Annotated in this window: 14 protein-coding genes; 2 read left to right on the top strand and 12 right to left on the bottom strand. The window is 71.6% G+C overall.

Annotated features, from left to right (window positions below):
• From CLV63_RS32495 to cmk, 4 genes are all read right to left on the bottom strand, one after another.
• Positions 1-784: ATP-grasp domain-containing protein (locus CLV63_RS32495; RefSeq protein ID WP_106587081.1), on the bottom strand; the 784-nt coding region annotated here is incomplete at its 3' end.
• A 326-nt stretch (positions 785-1,110) separates the two neighbouring features.
• On the bottom strand, positions 1,111-1,833 hold the full coding sequence (locus CLV63_RS32490) for a GntR family transcriptional regulator (RefSeq protein WP_211301591.1): 723 nt from the start codon (positions 1,831-1,833) through the stop codon (positions 1,111-1,113).
• Between the two features lie 310 nt (positions 1,834-2,143).
• On the bottom strand, positions 2,144-3,565 hold the full coding sequence (gene der / locus CLV63_RS32485; protein WP_106587080.1) for a ribosome biogenesis GTPase Der: 1,422 nt from the start codon (positions 3,563-3,565) through the stop codon (positions 2,144-2,146).
• Positions 3,566-3,718: 153 nt separating this feature from the next.
• On the bottom strand, positions 3,719-4,420 hold the full coding sequence (gene cmk, locus CLV63_RS32480; RefSeq protein WP_106587079.1) for a (d)CMP kinase: 702 nt from the start codon (positions 4,418-4,420) through the stop codon (positions 3,719-3,721).
• Between the two features lie 249 nt (positions 4,421-4,669).
• Here cmk and CLV63_RS32475 point away from each other — a divergent pair, with 249 nt between their 5' ends.
• Both CLV63_RS32475 and lysA read left to right on the top strand, forming a co-directional pair.
• Positions 4,670-5,104 (top strand): SAV_915 family protein, encoded by a 435-nt coding sequence (locus CLV63_RS32475; RefSeq protein ID WP_170134415.1) that lies wholly within the window; start codon positions 4,670-4,672, stop codon positions 5,102-5,104.
• Positions 5,101-6,564 carry a diaminopimelate decarboxylase gene (gene lysA, locus CLV63_RS32470; RefSeq protein ID WP_211301590.1) on the top strand — a complete coding sequence of 488 codons (1,464 nt, stop codon included), beginning with the start codon at positions 5,101-5,103 and terminating at the stop codon, positions 6,562-6,564. The genes CLV63_RS32475 and lysA overlap by 4 nt, the downstream gene beginning before the upstream one ends.
• 43 nt (positions 6,565-6,607) lie before the next feature.
• Here lysA and CLV63_RS32465 read toward each other — a convergent pair whose 3' ends face one another.
• The 8 genes from CLV63_RS32465 to CLV63_RS32430 all read right to left on the bottom strand — a co-directional run bounded on the left by CLV63_RS32465 (position 6,608) and on the right by CLV63_RS32430 (position 14,743).
• The gene (locus tag CLV63_RS32465; RefSeq protein WP_106587084.1) at positions 6,608-7,678 is read right to left on the bottom strand and encodes a prephenate dehydrogenase; all 1,071 of its coding nucleotides are present in this window, start codon (positions 7,676-7,678) and stop codon (positions 6,608-6,610) included.
• Positions 7,679-8,040: 362 nt separating this feature from the next.
• Complete coding sequence (gene aroH, locus CLV63_RS32460) at positions 8,041-8,403, bottom strand: chorismate mutase (RefSeq protein WP_106587077.1); 363 nt, start codon at positions 8,401-8,403, stop codon at positions 8,041-8,043.
• A 54-nt stretch (positions 8,404-8,457) separates the two neighbouring features.
• The gene (locus tag CLV63_RS35195) at positions 8,458-9,318 is read right to left on the bottom strand and encodes a pseudouridine synthase (protein WP_342751446.1); all 861 of its coding nucleotides are present in this window, start codon (positions 9,316-9,318) and stop codon (positions 8,458-8,460) included.
• Between the two features lie 1,075 nt (positions 9,319-10,393).
• Positions 10,394-10,924: an SMC-Scp complex subunit ScpB gene (gene scpB / locus CLV63_RS32450; protein WP_106587083.1), complete on the bottom strand. Its 531-nt coding sequence runs from the start codon at positions 10,922-10,924 to the stop codon at positions 10,394-10,396.
• A 289-nt stretch (positions 10,925-11,213) separates the two neighbouring features.
• Positions 11,214-12,083 (bottom strand): segregation and condensation protein A, encoded by an 870-nt coding sequence (locus CLV63_RS32445; RefSeq protein ID WP_106587075.1) that lies wholly within the window; start codon positions 12,081-12,083, stop codon positions 11,214-11,216.
• Positions 12,084-12,131: 48 nt separating this feature from the next.
• Positions 12,132-12,596, bottom strand: coding sequence for a hypothetical protein (locus CLV63_RS32440; RefSeq protein WP_394339826.1), 465 nt, complete (start codon positions 12,594-12,596; stop codon positions 12,132-12,134).
• Positions 12,593-13,558: a ParA family protein gene (locus CLV63_RS32435; RefSeq protein ID WP_106587073.1), complete on the bottom strand. Its 966-nt coding sequence runs from the start codon at positions 13,556-13,558 to the stop codon at positions 12,593-12,595. Before CLV63_RS32435 ends, CLV63_RS32440 begins: the two co-directional genes overlap by 4 nt.
• A 180-nt stretch (positions 13,559-13,738) precedes the next feature.
• A complete protein-coding gene (locus tag CLV63_RS32430; protein WP_394339825.1) occupies positions 13,739-14,743 on the bottom strand; it encodes a site-specific tyrosine recombinase XerD in 1,005 nt (334 codons plus the stop codon).
• Positions 14,744-15,001: the final 258 nt, after the last annotated feature.

Here is a 15,001-nt window from a genome sequence, read left to right as displayed (position 1 = left end):
TGACCAGGCCCGCGCCGTTGCCGATGATGCCGACCTGGCCATCGAGCTTGACGTAGTTCAAGCCCTTCTCCTTCGCCCGGACTTCGAGCGGGTCGGACTGGTCGTCGTCGCGGAACGGCGTGCGCTCGGGGTGCCGGAAGAACGCGTTGTCGTCGAGGGTGACCTTGCCGTCGAGGGCGATGACCCGGCCGGCGTCGGTACGCGCCAGCGGATTGACCTCGACCAGTACGGCGTCCTCGGCGCTGGCGACGTCCCAGAGCCGGCGGAGCACGGCGCGCAGCCCCGCCCGCGCGTGCTCGGGGAAACCCGCGCGCTCGATGATGAGGTCGGCGGTCGGGCCGTCGACGCCGATGGCGGGGTCGATCGGGACGCGGGCCACCGCATCGGGGTCGGTGCGCGCGACCTCCTCGATGTCCATGCCGCCCTGCACCGACGCGATGGCGAGGAAGGTGCGGTTGGCGCGGTCGAGCAGGTAGGCGAGGTAGTACTCCTCGGCGATCGCGCTGGCCTCCTCCACGAGCACCGCGCGGGTCGTGTGGCCCTTGATGTCCATGCCGAGGATCTCCTCGGCCTTCGCCTGGGCGTCGGCGGGGTCGTCGGCGACCTTGACGCCGCCCGCCTTGCCGCGGCCGCCGATCTTCACCTGCGCCTTGACGACGACACGGCCGCCGAGCCGCTCCGCGGTGCGGTGGGCCTGCTCAGGCGTGCTGCTGAGCTGGCCCTCCGCGACCGGCACGCCGTGCTCGCCGAACAGCTGTTTCGCCTCGTGCTCAAAGAGATCCACCGGCGATCCTCCTCTATGGCTCCGGCTCCAGGTCGGATCCGGGTTCGATCCGGTCCTCCAAGTCTTACGCCATACCGTATGCAGTATGCAATACCTCCATTGACGGTCCCTTCACCTTCCAGCCACCCCGTCCACGTCGGCGGCGGACACGGCCACGATGGTCACCACGACGGGCGCGGTCGGCGCGGTCGGCGCGGGCCGCGTGCAAGCGGGACCGCGGAACGAGAATGGGCCGTTGCCCACCCCGTGGGGTGGGCAACGGCCCATTCGGTGGGCGGTGGGCGGGGGGCGGCTACGCCTCCCCGCCCTGCCTACCGGCGTCCTGCCTACTTACCTGCGTCCTGCCCGCTGTCGGCCTGTGCGCTCTCAGCCTGCTTGCCGTCGACCTCTTCGTGGTACATGCGGCGGGTGCGGTCGGCGTGGTCGCGCATCAGCTCCGCCGCACCCTCGGCGTCGTGGCGCGCGATCGCCTCGATCATCGAGGCGTGCTCGTCCCACGACGCGCGGCCCCTGATCCGGGCGACTGGGGCGTAGTACCACCGCACACGGCGCTCCACCTGCGCGGCGAGCTCCGCAAGCACCTGGTTCCCGGCCACCTCGGTGACCGTGCGGTGGAAGTCGGCGTTGGCGGTGACCACCACGTCGAGGTCGTCGGAATCGACCGCGGCGACCCCGACCCGCCACAGGCCCCACAGCCGCTCCACGTCGTCGGGCCCCGCCTCACGCGCGGCGAGCCGCGCCGACTCGGTCTCCAGCAGGGCGCGCACGGTCAGCAGCTGATCGGCCTCGCTCTCACTGGGCACGTGCACGAACGCGCCGTACCCCGGACGGAGATCGACCCAGCCTTCGTTGTTCAGCCGCTGCAACGCCTCGCGGACCGGCTGCCGCGACACACCGAGGAGCACGGCCAGCTCCTGCTCGACCAGATGCCTGCCGGGCTCCAGCTCACGCGTGATGATGAGGTCAAGGAGCGCCTGGTAGGCGGCCTGCCGCAACGGGACGGGGCGATCGATCAGGCCCGCAGTCCTTCGCACACCGTCCGTGGACATCAGGAATCTCCAATTCAGTAGGGCTACACGCTGTGGCCTACCGTCCACACCATACAAAAGACCAGCCGCACACCACCGGTTTACCGAGCGGAGAGCCGCCTCCTACTGTGCCGAGCACCGCCGCCAACCGGCCGAGCACCGCTCCCGGCGAGGGAGAGCACCGCACCCATTCTTCCGGGTGGCGGGCTGCGCCCCTCGCCGGACGGCGGACCACACTCCTTGCCGGGCAGAGCGCCACGCCCCTCGCCGGACGGCGGACCATGCCCCTCGCCGGGTGGCGGACCACGCCCTTTCCTGGGCGGCGGACCGCCTACCGGTGCCAGTCGGGCCGGGTGCTCCCCCGCGACGCCTTGCCGCCGCCGCCCTTCTTCTCCTTCTCCCGGATCCGCATGCTCAGCTTCACGGGGCTGCCCTCGAACCCGAAGTCCTCGCGCAGCCGCCGCTCGATGAACCGGCGGTAGTTGTCCTCCAGGAACCCGGTCGTGAACAGGATGAAGTGCGGCGGCCGGGACGACGCCTGCGTCGCGAACAGGATCTTGGGCTGCTTTCCGCCGCGCACAGGCGGCGGGGTCGCCGCGACGAGCTCCTTCAGCCACGTGTTCAGCCGTCCGGTGGAGATCCGGGCGTCCCAGGACTCAAGGGCTCGCTCCAGGGCCGGCACCAGCTTCTCGACGTGGCGCCCGGTCTTGGCCGCGATGTTCACCCGCGGCGCCCAGGCGACCCGCCCCAACTGGCGGTCGATCTCCTTCTCCAGGTAGTAGCGGCGCTCCTCGTCCAACAGGTCCCACTTGTTGCAGGCCAGCACCATCGCCCGGCCCGACTCCACGACCTGCTCGATGACGCGGAGGTCCTGCTCGGCGAGGGACTCGCTGACGTCGATCAGCACCACGGCGACTTCCGCGCGCTCCAATGCCGCGCTGGTGCGCACCGTCGCGTAGTAGTCGGCGCCCTGGAGGGCGCGGAACCGCCGCCGGATCCCGGCGGTGTCGATGAACTTCCAGGTCTGCCCGCCGAGCTCGATGAGTTCGTCAACGGCGTCGCGCGTGGTCCCCGCGACCGCGTCGACCACCACCCGGTCCTCCCCCGCGACCCGGTTGAGCAGGCTGGACTTGCCGACGTTGGGCCGCCCGATGAGCGCGACCCGGCGCGGACCGCCCTCCTCGTCTGCGTCCTCGGAGATGCCGGGCTCCTCGGGGAACGCCTCCAGCACCGCGTCGAGCAGCTCGCCGCTGCCGCGGCCGTGCAGGGCGCTCACGGGGAACGGCTCCCCGATGCCGAGGTTCCACAGGGCGAGGGCGTCGGGCTCCTGCATCCCGCCGTCGACCTTGTTCGCCGCCAGCACCACCGGCTTCTTCGTGCCGCGCAGCACGCGGACGACCGCTTCGTCGGTGTCGGTGATGCCGACCGTGGCGTCCACGACGAAGAGGATCACGTCGGCCGTGCGCGCCGCGTACTCCGCCTGCTGGGCGACGCTCGCCGCCAGCCCGCTGACGCTGACGTCCCAACCGCCGGTGTCGACCAGGGTGAACGCCCGCTCACGCCAGCTGGCGTCGTAGGCGACCCGGTCGCGGGTCACCCCGGGGACGTCCTCGACGACCGCGTCGCGGCGGCCGATGATGCGGTTCACCAAGGAGGACTTGCCGACATTGGGGCGGCCCACAACGGCCACCACCGGTGCGACGGCGGGGCCGTCGGGATCGTCGGCGAACGCGGATTCGACATGCTCGTTCATCACAGGTACCACTTCCCGGTTGCGGATTCCCCACGCGCCCAGGATGCGTGCCGCGGGGATCGGATGCGTGTGCGCAGACACACGTGAATCGCCCCGCCTCAGAGGCGGGGCGTGTTACCCCGGCGCCGCCGGACGGCGGTGCCGGGAGCGGGATCAGGCGACGCGCGCCGGAGCGTCGTCGACCAGTTTGACCACGAGGGCCACCACCTCTTTGAGGCCGAGGCCCGTGGAGTCGAGCTCCATCGCGTCAGGGGTCTGGGTCAGCGGGGACGCGGCCCTGCTGGAGTCGAGCAGGTCGCGGCGGGCGAGGTCGGCCTGGGTGGCGGCGACGTCGGTCGCCGACACCTCCGAGCTGCGCCGCTGCGCACGCGCCTCGGCGCTGGCGGTCAGGTAGACCTTCACCGCGGCGTCAGGGGCGACGACGGTCGTGATGTCGCGCCCCTCGACAACGATCCCGGCGGTCTCGGCGCACGCGCTCGCGATGATGTCGCGCTGCTGCCGGACGAGCAGCGAGCGCACCGCCGGAACGGCGCTCACCGCGCTCACGTTCTCGGTGACCGCCTGGCCGCGGATCGCACGGGCGACGTCCGAGCCGTCCACCTGGACAGTGGGGGCGTTCGGATCGGTGCCCATGGTGATGACTGGGCGCGATGCCGCGTCCGCGACGGCTGCCGCGTCGTCGACATCGACCTGGTGCTCGATCATCCACCAGGTCATGGCCCGGTACATCGCCCCGGTGTCGAGGTACCGCAGTTCACGAACGCGCGCCACGCCCTTGGCCGTGCTGGATTTGCCCGACCCGGAAGGACCGTCGATGGCGATGACGATTCCCTCTGCGCGGCCCTGCTCGCTCACTGTCAGAACTCTCCCCGGGTGTGATTCCATCTCATCTCTAACGAACCAGGCTACAACCGCGGCACCCCTCCTCCGGCCCGGCGGAACCGGCCGGGAACGCGTGTCAACGGGCCATCAAGAAATCCGTCATATGCGTTAGAAGGCTGTCAATGCCCTATCAGGGTCGATATCGGGCTTCCTAATGTCGGATCCGCGACCGGTCCCCCGGTCCGGCACCTGACATCAGCCCGACATCAGAGGAGTTCCGCAGTGCACGAGCACGAACCGGTGGCCGATGCCACGCCATCCCTGGTACCCGCCACCGAACCGCACCCCGCAGCGGACCTGCCTTCAGCACGGACCGGTCATCAGGCGCCGAACCTCCTCTACGTTCCCGTCTGCACTGTCCCCGCCCACACTGACCCCGGCGGTGCGGTGTCGCTGCGCATGGCGCGGTTGGGCGACGGTGAACGCGTGGCGCTGGCTTTCACCAGTGCCGCGCGGCTGCGCGCCGCGATGGGCCCGTCGCAGCAGTGGACCCGCGTCGCGATGTCCGCCCTGCGATCGATGTCCCGACCACTGGGCGTGAACCGGGTCCAGGTCGACGCCCTCGTGGTCGCCCCCGGCACGCCCGCAGGTCCGCTGCGCCCGAGAGACGCCGCCGACGGTCCTCGCCGCACTCGCACACTCGCGAGGCGGTCATGATGCACCTCGCGGGCCCCCTGATCCCGCAACCCGACGACGCCGAACCCAAGGAACCAACCGAACCCGCAGAACCATCCAAGGCCGCCGAAACGGCGATCGACGCCCCGCCGCCGTGGCCCGACCGCACCGTGTGGACCTCCGATGGCGACCTACAGATCGACGGCGCCTCCACTGCGGCGGCAGCCCACACGTACGGAACCCCACTGATCCTGGTCTCCGAACGCCATGTCAGGGACCGCTGCCGCGCCTACCGCGCAGCGTTCCCCGGCACCGAAGTGGCCTACGCCGCGAAGGCGTTCCTGTGCACGGCCATGGCGCGCTGGGTGCACGAGGAAGGGCTGTCCCTCGACCTGTGCTCGGGCGGCGAACTCGCCGTCGCCACCGCAGTGGGCTTCCCCGCCGAGCGGCTCCTGCTGCACGGGAACGCCAAACCCCCGCGCGAGCTGGCGGCGGCCCGCAGTGCCGGAGTGGACCGCGTGGTGATCGACTCGATGTGCGAAGTCAACCGCCTCGCCGTACTGGCGAAACGGCGCTCTCCCCAGCGCGTCCTGCTGCGGATCACACCCGGCATCCGCGCCAGAACGCACAAGGCGATCGCGACCGGCGGGGAGGACCAGAAGTTCGGCCTGTCGATCGCGACGGGCGAGGCGGCGGCCGTCGCCGAGCGAATCCTGCACCGCCCCGAACTCACCCTGGCAGGAGTGCACTGCCACATCGGCTCTCAGATCGCCACCACGGGCCCGTTCCTCGCGGCGGCGCGGCGCGCGGTCGCCTTCCTCTCCGAACTGCGCGACCGCTTCGGTGTGACCCTCGGCGAGCTCGACCTCGGCGGCGGCCACGCGGTGGCGACGGTTCGCGGGGGCACGGCGCTCGACCCGGCGCTGCTGGGCGCGCGCCTGCTGACCACCGTCCGCGCGGAGTGCGCGGACCGCGACCTCCCCATGCCCCGGCTGACCGTCGAACCGGGGCGGGCGATCGTCGGCAACGCCGGTGTCACCGTGTACCGGGTGCTCGCGGTCAAGTCGCGGCCCGGCAGGGGGCGGTTCATCGCCGTGGACGGCGGGATGAGCGACAACCCCCGGCCGGCGCTCTACGGGGCTCGCCACGAGATCGCCCTGGTCGGCCGGACGACGAAGGCGCCGCCGCGGCCGGCGACCGTCGTGGGGCGGCACTGCGAAGCCGGAGACGTCCTCGCCCACCGAGCCGACCTCCCAGACGACGTACACCCGGGCGACCTGCTCGCCGTGGCATGCACCGGGGCCTACACACACGCCATGGCGTCCACCTACAACATGGTCGGCCGCCCGCCGATCGCCGCGATCGCGTCCGGTCGGGCCCGCCTCCTCGTCCGGCGCGAGACAGAGGCAGACCTCCTTGCCCGCGACATGGCCCACGACAAGGACCGCGACATGACCGGCGACATGCCCAGCGACATGCCCCGCGACGTCGACCAACGGTGACCGGGAATCAGCGGCGCCGCACCGGCTCCGCGCGCACCAGGTCCTAGGGGTGGACCGACCAGCCGCGGTCGGCTAGGGCGCGGGCGAGGTCCGGCAGCGAATCCGGGAGCACCGACAGCTGGGCCACACCGACGGGCAGGCCGGGGCTGTGGTCGATGCGGATGTCCTCCACGTTGACCCCCGCGTCGCCGACCGCTGCGAACAACCGCCCGAGAGCGTTGGGCTCATCGGGGATGACCACAGGCAGCACCGCATAGTCGGGAGTGCGCTGGGCGCCGTGCTTGCCGGGGATGCGCTCGTGGCCGCGGCGGCCGCGGTCGAGCAGGCCGCGTACCGGCGTACCGCCCTCCTCGGCGCGCAGTGCCTGCGCCGCCGTTGCGAGGTCGGCCGCGACCGCCTCCAGGACGTCCGCGACCGGACCGGTGTTGTGCCGCAGGATCTCCGCCCACATCGACGGGTCGCCGCCCGCGATCCGGGTGACGTCTCGGACGCCCTGCCCGGCGAGCGCCAGGGCGTTGCCGTCGCCTTCGAGCAGCCGGGCGGCCACCGCCGACGCCGCGACGTGCGGCGCGTGCGAGACCAGCGCCACAGCGCGGTCGTGCGCGCGGGCGTCCAAGGTCAGCGGCGCCGCTCCGCACAGCCGCGCGAGTTCGGCGACGGTCGCGGCGGCGCCGGGGTCGGTCTTGTCGGTGGGGCACAGCGCCCACGACCGGCCGAGGAACAGGTCGGCGCGGGCGGCGCCCGGCCCGTTGCGCTCACTGCCGCCCATGGGGTGTCCGGGAACGAAGGTGGCGAGGTCGCACCCCGCCCGCACCGCCTCGACCAGGACCCCGTGCTTCACGCTCGCGACGTCGGTGTAGACCTGCGCCAACCCGCGGTCCTGCACCTCGCGCAGGACGGCGGGGACCGCTCCCGGCGGGGCGGCGACCACGGCCACGTCGGCGGGGTGCGTGCCGGGGCCGTCGCCCAGCGGTGTGCCCGCGCCCAGCTCGCACGCCAGCCGCAGCGCCGCAGGGTCGGAATCGGCCAGCGCCACCTCGACCCCGTGCTCGCGCAGCGCGAGCGCGATGGACGTCCCGATCAGCCCGGCACCGACCACGACCGCGCTCTCGATCTTCACTCCCGTACTCCAGCTCCCTGTTGACGCATCGCCACTAGAACAACGCCACTCGAACAACGCCGCCGAAACGATGCAGCCAAAACAATGCAGTCAAAACGATGATTCCCCAGCGTAGAACACCAAGACCAGCCACTGTCAGTGGCGCTGCGTGCGCTCCGCCTGCTCCGCGTCGGGGGCTTCAGGGAGCGTGTACGCCTCGGCGAGGTCCGGTGCCATCGCGGAAGACGTACTCGACCGCTGGTCGCCGGCGGATATGCGCGTGGTGGCAGACCGGATAGCGGACCGGATGGCCGGGATCGGCGGCGCGGGGTCCGGTGGTGGGCCGGACCCCGCGCCGCCGCGTGCGAAACGGGCCGCTACTGGGCGATGTCGAGCCGCAGCGCCTGCGCCCCGCGCAGGTACACGTGCTGAAGCTCCGCACGCGGCCGGTCCGTCTCCACATGGGCCATGAGACGGACCACGCGGGGCAGCGCCCCCGGGACCGCGATCTCGCTCGCGCACACCAAGGGGACATCGACGAACCCCAGCTTGCGCGCCGCAAGCGCCGGGAACTCGGACGTGAGATCCGGCGTCGCGGTGAACAGCACGCTGATCACGTCGTCGGTGCTCAGCTCGTTTCGCCCCATGACCTCTGAGACGAGTTCGGCCGTGCCCGCCAAGACGAGATCGCGCTCGTCGGCGTCAACCTGGACCGCACCCCTGATCGCTCGCACTGCCACTGTCGTCCGTCCCTCCGATGGTCGCCCGCCGGCACTCTGCGCCGCCGTACGGAACTACATACCCGCGGCAGTGTAGAGCTCGCTGACCTCCTTGGTGGTCAACGCGCGCATCGTGCCCACCTTGAGGGTGTTGATGCCGATCGGCCCGACCTGGGTGCGCGCGAGGTCGGTGACCGGGTGCCCCACGGAGTCGAGCAGCCGGCGCACGATGTGCTTGCGGCCCTCGTGCAGGCGCACCTCCACCATGGCCACCCCGCCCTCGTCGTCCACGACCCGGAAGGAGTCGACCTCGACCGGGCCGTCCTCCAGCTCCACGCCCTCGCGGACCCGCTTCACCACACCGCGCGGCACCGGCCCCGGCACCTTGGCGATGTAGGTCTTGACGACCTTGTACCGCGGGTGCGTGAGGCGGTTGGCGAGCTCACCGTCGTTGGTGAGCAGGATCAGGCCCTCGGTCTCGGTGTCGAGCCGACCCACGTGGAACAGCCGCTCCTCGGTCTGCCCCGCGTAGTCGGCCAGCGTGGGCCGACCCTCAGGGTCGGACATGGTGCTCACGACCCCCCGCGGCTTGTTCAGCGCGAAGTAGAGCAGGTCGGGCGCTGTGACGACGCGCATGTCGTCGACCCGAATCTCGGACTTCGCAGGGTCGACCCGCGCGCCGAAGCGCTTGACGGTCTGGCCGTCGACCGTGACCCTGCCCTCGGCGATCAGCTCCTCGCTGGCGCGCCTGCTGGCGACACCGGCCTGGGCGAGCGCCTTCTGGAGGCGGATGCCGCCAGGGACGTCGACGTAACTGTCGCGGGACTCGCCCTTCTGGTCCTCGTCCGAGGGGTCGAACTCGTTGCGCAGGGTCCGAAGGCGTGCCCGCGCCGCCGGCGACAGATCGCGTTCGGCCTGGCCACCGCCGCGCGGCACACCGGAGTCGCGGGAGTCGCGGTTACCGCGGGCGTTCGGACCGCGCCCGCCCGCGGAACGGCCACCGCCCGCGCCGCCCCGAGGAGCACCGCGGCCCTGCGCGCCACCGCCGGAGGACCCGCCGCGAGCGGCGGGGCGGCCGGTGGAACGGCCGGCGGAGCGGTCCGATCCACCACGAGGGGCCGGACGGTCATCGCGTCCGCGCCCGTAGCCGCCGCGGTCATCGCGGTCGTTGCGGTCGTTGCGAGGCCGGTCATCACGGGACCGGTCGTCACGGCGCTGCGGCCCACGGTCGTCGCGACCGTAGGAACCCCGCGAACCGCGGTCGTCGCGATCGCGATATCCGCCCCGATCGTCGCGGGAGTCGCGGGAGCGGTCATCGCGCCCACGGTCGTCCCGGCCCCGGTACCCGCCGCGGTCGTCACGGGAGCGGTCGTCGCGCCCATGCCCGTAACCGCCGCGGTCGTCCCGCCGCTGCGGACCCCGGTCGTCGCGCCGGTCGTCGCGTCCCCTGCCGTAGCCACCGCGGTCATCGCGGTCGTTGCGGGGCCGGTCATCACGGGACCGGTCGTCGCGGCGCTGCGGTCCGCGGTCATCTCGACCATAGGAACCCCGCGGGCCCCGGTCGTCACGGCCCTGGTAACCGCCGCGGTCGTCCCGCCGCTGCGGGCCCCGGTCGTCGCGGCGGTCATCGCGTCCCCGGTTGTAACCGCCGCGGTCATCGCGGTCGTTACGGGGCCGGTCATCGCGGCCACGGTCGTCACGCCCCCGGTACCCGCCGCGGTCGTCACGAGCCGAAGCGCCCCGGGGATTCCGGGAGTCCCGATCGTCCCGACCACCGCCGTGACCGCCGGAACGCTCGTCGCGTCCCCGGTACCCGCCCCGATCGTCGTCGCGGCGGCCGCCCGGGCGGTCGTCGCGGTTCCGGTAGCCGCCACCGCGATTACCGCTGTTACCGGAACCGCCGTAGCTGGAACCGCTGTTGTTGGAGTCGCCGCGCGCACCGCGCGGTGTGCTTGGGCCGCGCTCACCGCGCCGGCCGTGGGATCCGCGATCGCCGCGGTTCCCGTTATTGTCACGTGGTGTGTTCACCGGTGTCGTCGAGACCTTCGATGTCGTCGGGCAGGAAAGGTGCGATATCGGGCAGTTCGTCGAGGTCGCGCAGGCCCAGCCGCTCCAAGAAGTAGCTGGTCGTGCGGTACAGCAGCGCGCCGGATTCCGGGTCGTGCCCGGCCTCTTCGATCAACCCCCGCAATACGAGGGTACGCATAACACCGTCGCAGTTGACACCGCGAACGGCCGATACCCTGCCGCGCGAGACCGGCTGGCGGTACGCGACGACCGCCATGGTCTCCAGCGCCGCCTGGGTGAGCCGCACCTCCGTGCCCTCGCGGAGGAAGTGCTCGACCGCGTCGGCTGCCTCCGGCCTGGTGTACACACGCCACCCTTCGGCGACCTCCCGCAGGTCGAAACCGCGCCCCTGCTCCGTGTACTCGGCGGCCAACCCCTCCAGGATCGCGGTCACCTGCCCGACCGTGCTGTCGAGGCCGCGCGCGAGGTCGAACGCCGACACCGGCTGGTCGACCACCATGAGCACCGCTTCCATGTCACGGCGGAGCACGGTCACTGCACCGGCGTGCTCACCGCCCTGCTCATTTCCGCCGGCCTCGGCGACGGTCCCGGTGTCCGTCCCGCCGTCCGCCCCGGTGTGGGCACCGTCACCGTGCGGCCCGGCGGGGCCGTGCCCTTCCGCTCCGCCCGGTGCCGTCTCGACGGCCTCCCCTACGCTCACGCTGTCCTCCCCCTCATCGCGGGCCCCACGTTGCAGACCCCTCATATCGGCCCCCGCGCCGCGGCACCTCATCTCGGCACCTCATCTCGGCGGTGCGGCCTGTTCAGCCGTCATCGGGATCCTTGGTGCGGCCGTAGTCGTCCTCGACGACCACCTCGCCCTCACCCACCCAGGTCACCATCAGCTCGCCGAGCGGCTCCGGCTGGTCGAATCCGACACTGGCCGCACGGTACAGCTCCAGCAGCGACAGGAAACGGGCCACCACCTCGAACGTCTCGGTGCAGTCGGCGACGAGCTCGCTGAACGCCATCGTCCCGTTCTCCCGCAGCGCCTCGATGACCAGCGCGCCCTGCTCCCGCACCGAGGTCTTGGTCTGGTGGATGTGGGTGACGGGGACGCTCGGCGGTTCCTTCGGGGTCAGCGCCCGCGCCGCGAGGAGCGCGAACTCCTGCGGGCCGAGCTTGATGAACACGTCGGGCCGCGCCTCGGCGAAACGGGGTTCCAGCTGCACCGCGCGCGGGAAGCGGCGGCCCTGCGTCGCGATCCGGTGGGCGAAGACCGCCGCGACCTCCTTGTACGCGCGGTACTGGAGCAGCCGCGCGAACAGCAGGTCGCGCGCCTCCAGCAGGGCGAGGTCGCCTTCGTCCTCGACCTCGCCGCGCGGCAGCAGGCGGGCCGCCTTGAGGTCGAGCAGGGTGGCGGCGACCAGCAGGAAGTTGCTGGCGAGGTCGAGGTCCCACGACTCGCCGTGCGCCTTGATGTGCGCGATGAAGTCGTCGGTGACCTGCGACAGCGCCACCTCGGTGATGTCGAGCTTGTGCTTGGAGATGAGCCCGAGCAGCAGGTCGAACGGGCCCTCGAAATTCTCCAGGCGCACTTGGAAACCGCCGCCGCCCTCCTCCTCGGCGACGGCGGTCTCCCCTTCGACCTCCGGTGACCGCGGCTCAGCCACGGTGCGGTGTTCGCTTTTCATGTTCGTTGTTCATCGGTCATGAATCCAGCTTGGCACCGGTGGACCGGCTCACGGTCCGTCCAGTCGTTGCACCAGCATGCTGCCGTCGCCGTGCTCCTCGAAATCGGCGAGCAGCACCGCGACCGCCTCGCGGACGATCCGCCCCCGGTCGGCGCTGAGGCCGTGGTCGGCGCGCAGCGTCAACCGGGTCTGCTCCAATGCGAGGAGTTCCGTCGCCGAAATGTAGACGGTGATCTTCTCGTCGTGGCGCTGCCGACCGCTGGGTTGCGGCGAGCTCGGCTTGGTGACCCTGGGCCTGCGCACACGCGCTGAGGCGGGTGCCGCGGGCTCAGGGACGGCGGTCCCGGTGGTGGTGGCCCTGGACGGTGGTTCCGGTTGTGCTTCCGGTCGTGGTTCCGGCGGTGGTTCCCGCAGTGGTTCCGGTGGTGCTGCTGGCGGCGCCGGCTCGGCCGGCTCACTCGATGGCGCGGAGGTCTGTCGGAAGAACAGATCGGCCGCACCGGGCAGGGTCACCCTTCGGGACCGCTGAGAGGCCACCTAGCCAGCACCTCCTTGGCCAGATCTCGGTAGGCGTTCGCACCGGCCGACGAGGAGTCGAACCGGGTGATCGGCTCCCCCGCCACCGTGGCGTCGGGGAATCGGACGGTCCGGTTGATGACGGTGCCGTACACCTTGTCGCCGAAACCGTCGATGATCGTCGCCAGTACTTCGCGCGCGTGCAGCGTGCGCGGGTCGTACATGGTGCCGAGGAAGCCGTCGATGACGAGCTCCTCGTTGAGCCGCTCCTGCACCTTCTGGATGGTGTCCATGAGCAGCGCAACCCCGCGCAGCGCGAAGAACTCGCACTCCAGCGGGACGATGACCCCGTGCGCCGCGGTGAGCGCGTTGACGGTCAGCAGCCCCAGCGACGGTTGGCAGTCGATGAGGATGACGTCGTAGTCGTGCATCACCGGCCGCAGGACGCGGCCCAGCATCTGCTCGCGGGCGACCTCGCCCACGAGCTGGACTTCCGCCGCCGACAGGTCGATGTTGCTCGGGATGAGATCGAGCCCGTCGATGTTCGTCTTGAGCAGGACGTCCTCGATCGTGACATCGCGCTGCATCAGCAGGTTGTACACGGTGAGGTCGAGCTCGCGCGGGTCGAGTCTGCCCAGGCCGACCGACAGCGCCCCCTGCGGGTCGAAGTCGACCAGGAGCACCCGGCGTCCGTACTCGGCGATGGCAGCGCCGAGGTTGATGGTGGTGGTGGTCTTACCGACCCCGCCCTTCTGGTTGCATAGTGCCACGACCCGAGCCGGACCGTGCTGGTCCAACGGTTCCGGATCGGCGTACTCGGGTTTCGGTCTCTTGGTGTGCAGTGCCGCCCCCGTGCTGCGTGTTTCCCCCCACGGGTTGCGCGCTGGCTCTGCGACCGATTCGTCGTCGACCGGAGCGGCGCCCGCCGCTTCCGCGTCGTCGTATGCTGACCAGCTCACAACCCTTGACCTCCCTACGGACCAGTCGTTACCGGCCACGTGACTTTCACCGGTTGACCGACCGTCGGAAAAACTCAATTTGTCGACAGCTCGTTGCGTCGTGCGGCGACTCTAGAACGCCGGTACCGGGTGATTCAATGCGACACTCTTGCGACACTCTATGGGGTCTGCGGGCGGCTCTCATCGGCCCGGGGCGACCGCTTGGGCACGAGGGTGGCTCGCGGCGTACACCTCACGCAACCGGTCCACGGTGACCAGGGTGTAGACCTGCGTCGTGGTAACGGAAGCGTGACCGAGAAGTTCTTGGACCACCCGGACGTCGGCCCCGCCGTCGAGCAGATGCGTCGCGAACGAGTGGCGCAGCGTGTGCGGTGAGACGTCGCGCAGCCCCACCCGCGCCGCTGCGGCGCGCAGCACGGCCCACGCGCCCTGCCTGGTGAGCCGCCCGCCGCGCGCGTTCAGGAAGAGCCCCGGTGTGCCGCGCCCGGACGCCGCCAGTGCGGGGCGGGCCCGCACGAGGTAGTCGTCGATGGCGTTGCGGGCGAAGCGTCCGAAGGGCACCAGCCGCTCCTTCCCGCCTTTGCCGAGGAAGCGCACCACCGACACCGCGTCGGTGCCGTCGGCCGCCATGGGCAGCCGGTCGATGTCGTCGACGTCCAGGCCGACCGCCTCGGAGATGCGGGCGCCGGTGCCGTACAGCAGCTCCAGCAGGGCGCGGTCGCGCAGGGTGCGGGGGTCCTCGACCGATTCGACCGCGCCGATCAGGGTCTGCACGTCGTGCAGCGAGATGGCCTTGGGAAGGGGGCGGCGGGGTGTCGGCGGACGGACCTCCTGCGCGGGGTCGGCGTCGGTCAGCCCCTCGCGCAACGCGAACCGGTGCAGCCCGCGCACCGCGACCACGGCGCGCCCGGCGGAGTTGGCGCCGAGCGGCCGGTGGTCGGGATCGCCTTCGCGCAGCAGCCGCACGAACCCGGTGATGTCGGTCTCGCGCACCTCGGCGAGGTCGCCGCGGCCGTGCCCGGTGAGGTACTCCACGTACCGGCGCAGGTCGCGGCGGTAGGAGCTGAGGGTGTTCGCGGCGAGGCCGCGCTCCACGGCGAGGTGGTCGAGGTAGCCGCGCACGGCGGCCTGTAGTCCGGGCGCGGCCTCGCCGCCCTGGATCCCCTGCTCCGCAGTCGTCGCGATCACCTTTTCCCCATTCGGGGTGATGATGCCACAGCGGCGCGGAACGCACCGGCCGACGCCGCGGAAAGACCCAGGGCGTGGGTGCGGCCCGCCGGGCAGGTGCCCGGCGGGTGCGGCCGAAGTCGGTCAGGGGGATGACGGCGGATCGGCGCCTGTGTCACGCCGGTGGGTCCGGGTGCGGCGTTCGTGTGCGGCGCGGCGGTGCTCTTTGGCGAGGTTGTGGGCCGCGCAGAGGGGTTGGAGGTTGTCGAGGTCGGT

Source organism: Murinocardiopsis flavida (assembly GCF_003014485.1).
Classification (GTDB): Bacteria; Actinomycetota; Actinomycetes; order Streptosporangiales; family Streptosporangiaceae; genus Murinocardiopsis; species Murinocardiopsis flavida.
This window is presented reverse-complemented; position numbering and strand designations above follow the sequence as displayed.